2 protein-coding genes are annotated in these 2,942 nt (G+C 64.4%); both read right to left on the bottom strand.

Annotated features, from left to right (window positions below; genetic code table 11):
- Positions 1–185 precede the first annotated feature (185 nt).
- A complete protein-coding gene (gene glyS, locus DY468_RS24345) occupies positions 186–2,420 on the bottom strand; it encodes a glycine--tRNA ligase subunit beta (protein WP_164608161.1) in 2,235 nt (744 codons plus the stop codon).
- Positions 2,421–2,852, bottom strand: a complete 432-nt coding sequence (locus DY468_RS24340) for an endonuclease domain-containing protein (protein ID WP_164608159.1) — start codon at positions 2,850–2,852, stop codon at positions 2,421–2,423. It lies immediately after the preceding gene.
- Between the last annotated feature and the right edge of the window lie 90 nt (positions 2,853–2,942).

The following is a 2,942-nucleotide window of genomic DNA, read 5'->3' as shown; positions in this document are numbered from 1 at the left end:
CCCGCCTTGGCGGATGGACCGGCTACTACGGCAAGCCAGGCCCCATCGTGATCCTCCACGGCCTCCAATCCCTCAGAGCCATGCTCGCAGGCTGGAAGCTAAGGCCAGATGTGTGAATCTCGTAGGGTCGAGCCCGGCAATGACGTGGCGTGGCAGCGGCTGGCGCGGCGAACCAACAGCCGCCGTTAGTCCTGGATCTTCGAAAAATCCGCCACCGCGCGCGTCGCGGCGCGGATTTCGTTCAGTAACTTCAGGCGGTTTTCACGGACGGCCTTGTCGTCGGCGTTGACCGTCACCTTATCGAAGAACGCATCGACCGCCGGGCGCAAGCCCGCCATCGCGGTCATCGCCGCGGCGAAGTCTTCCTTCGCGACCGCCGCGCCGGCGTCGGCTTTGGCACGATCGATCGCGGCCGCCAGCGCCTTCTCCTCGTCCTGCGCATACAGCGACGCGTCCGGCGCGCCATCATAGGCGCGGCCGTCCTTCTTCTCCTCGATGCGCAGGATGTTGGCGGCACGCTTGGTGCCGGCCAACAGGTTCTTGCCGTCGTCGGTCGCAAGAAACGCCGCCAGCGCCTCGACGCGGCGAACGATCATCAGAATGTCGTCCTGCCCTTCGAGCGCGAACACCGCGTCGACGAGGTCGTGGCGGGCGCCCTGATCTCGGAACTGGACTTTGAGGCGATCGGCAAAGAAGGAGAGGAGATCATTACAGAGCGCGGCCGCCTTGTCGCGCTCTTGGTCCGCGAGCGACTCACCTTGTTGGCGCACCTTTTCGACCCAATGTGCCAAAACCGGCGAAAGATCAATCTTCTCACCAAGCTCGTCAAAGGGACGCTTATTCTCGATTGCCTGCTGGCGAACCCATCGACGTGTCATGGGCAAAAGCGCGTGAAGATAAGTCGGCCAAAGATTGATACGCAGTTCTCTCTCTAACAACAGCCTAATCACTCCCAGCGCCGCACGCCGCAGCGCATACGGGTCCTTGCTGCCGGTCGGCTTCTCATCGATCGCCCAGAACCCGACCAGCGTGTCGAGTTTGTCGGCCAACGCCACCGCGATGCTGACCGGATCGGTCGGCACGCGATCGGCCGGCCCTTGCGGCTTGTAGTGCTCCTCGCAGGCAGCGGCGACCGACGCGTCTTCGCCCTGGGCGAGCGCGTAGTACTTGCCCATCAGGCCCTGCAGCTCGGGGAATTCGCCGACGACTTCCGTGAGTAGATCAGCCTTACACAGCCTTGCCGCGCGCTTGGTCTTTTCGACATCGGCACCGACCAGCGGCGCGATCTCGGCGGCGAGGCGCTCGATGCGTTCGATGCGCTCCGCCTGGGTGCCGAGCTTTTCGTGGAACACGATCTGGTCGAACTTCGGCAGCCGGTCTTCCAGCTTGGTCTTCAGATCGGTTTCGTAGAAGAACTTCGCGTCCGAGAGCCGCGCGCGGATCACGCGCTCGTTGCCGGCGGTGATCGCGGCGCCGCCGTCGCTGGCTTCGATGTTCGCGGTCAGGATGAACTTGTTGGCGAGTTTGCCGGTCGCGGGATCGGCGACCACGAAGCACTTCTGGTTGGCGCGGATGGTGGCGCGGATCACTTCATCCGGAATCGTCAGGAAGTCCTTGTCGAACGAGCCCATCAGCGGAACCGGCCATTCGACCAGGCCGGAGACTTCGTCGAGCAGGCCCTGGTCCTCGACCAGTTCGTAGTTCTGCGCCTGAGCCAACGTCTTGGCATCGGCCAGGATGATGTCCTTGCGCCGGGCCGGATCGAGCACGACCTTGGCGGCGAACAGCTTGGCCTCGTAGTCCTCGAAGCGGCGCACCTCGAACGCATCCGGCGCCATGAAGCGATGGCCGCGCGTGGTCTGGCCGGCCTCGATGCCGTCGACGTTGAAATGCACCACGTCGGGCTCTTCGGTGTCGATACCGAAGGTGGCGACGATCGAATGCAGCGGCCGCACCCATTGCAGCGCGCCCGGTTTGCGGGAGCGTTCCCCCCAGCGCATCGACTTCGGCCACGGGAAGGTGCGGACGATGACGGGCAGGAATTCGGCGATCACCTCGATCGCCGGCCTGCCCGGCTTCTCGATCAGCGCGACGTAGAAGTCGCCCTTCTTCGGATCGCGCTGGATCTTGGCCTCATCCAGCGAGGCGAGCCCGGTAGCCTTGAGGAAGCCCTGCACCGCCGCATCCGGCGCGCCGACCTTCGGCCCCTTGCGCTCGCCCTTCAGATCCGGCTGCCGCGCCGGAATGCCATGCACCGTCAACGTCAGCCGCCGCGGCGTCGCAAACGCCTTGGCGCCCTCGTAGACCAGCCCTTCGGCGACGAGCTTGTCGGTGACCAGCCGCTTCAGATCATCAGCAGCCTTCCCCTGCATCCGCGCCGGGATTTCTTCGGAGAACAGTTCGAGGAGGAGGTCGGGCATTTAGTTTGAAATCCTGCTGCGAGAACGGCGCGGCTTGCGGGGAGCGCGCGGTTTTGGCTCCCCTCCCCCTTGCGGGGAGGGGTTGGGGGTGGGGGGCAACGCAGACTGAATCTCGGCGAGAACTCCATCGAGGTTGCCGAGTACGTCGTTGTTCCAGAAGCGAAGCACGCGATAGCCTTGAGCCTCGATGTAGCGGCTACGCACTTCGTCGGCGGCGCGCTGCTCATCGTGCTGACCGCCATCGAGTTCGATCACCAGCCTGGCTCCGCGGCTGGCGAAATCGACGATGAAAGGCCCGATCACCGCTTGCCGACGAAAATGCGAATTCGCCAGCACAAGCTCATGCCGCAAGCGCTGCCACAGCACGCGCTCGGCGTCCGTCGGATTCTGGCGCATCATCTGCGCGAAGTACCGCTGGCGATCGTCGATCATCGCTGGCGATCCAAACATTGACGTCTGCATCCGTGGACCCCCACCCCCGACCCCTCCCCGCAAGGGGGAGGGGCTGTCTCTTATACCCCT

Source organism: Rhodopseudomonas sp. BR0M22 (genome assembly GCF_010907035.1).
GTDB lineage: Bacteria > Pseudomonadota > Alphaproteobacteria > Rhizobiales > Xanthobacteraceae > Rhodopseudomonas.
Note: the sequence above shows the minus strand (reverse complement) of the source record. Positions and strands in the feature narration are given on the sequence as shown.

Excerpts from the sequence above, each read along its gene's own strand:
- glyS (WP_164608161.1), bottom strand. The coding sequence starts at position 2,420 with ATGCCCGACCTCCTCCTCGAACTGTTCTCCGAAGAAATCCCGGCGCGG.
- DY468_RS24340 (WP_164608159.1), bottom strand. The coding sequence starts at position 2,852 with ATGATCGACGATCGCCAGCGGTACTTCGCGCAGATGATGCGCCAGAAT.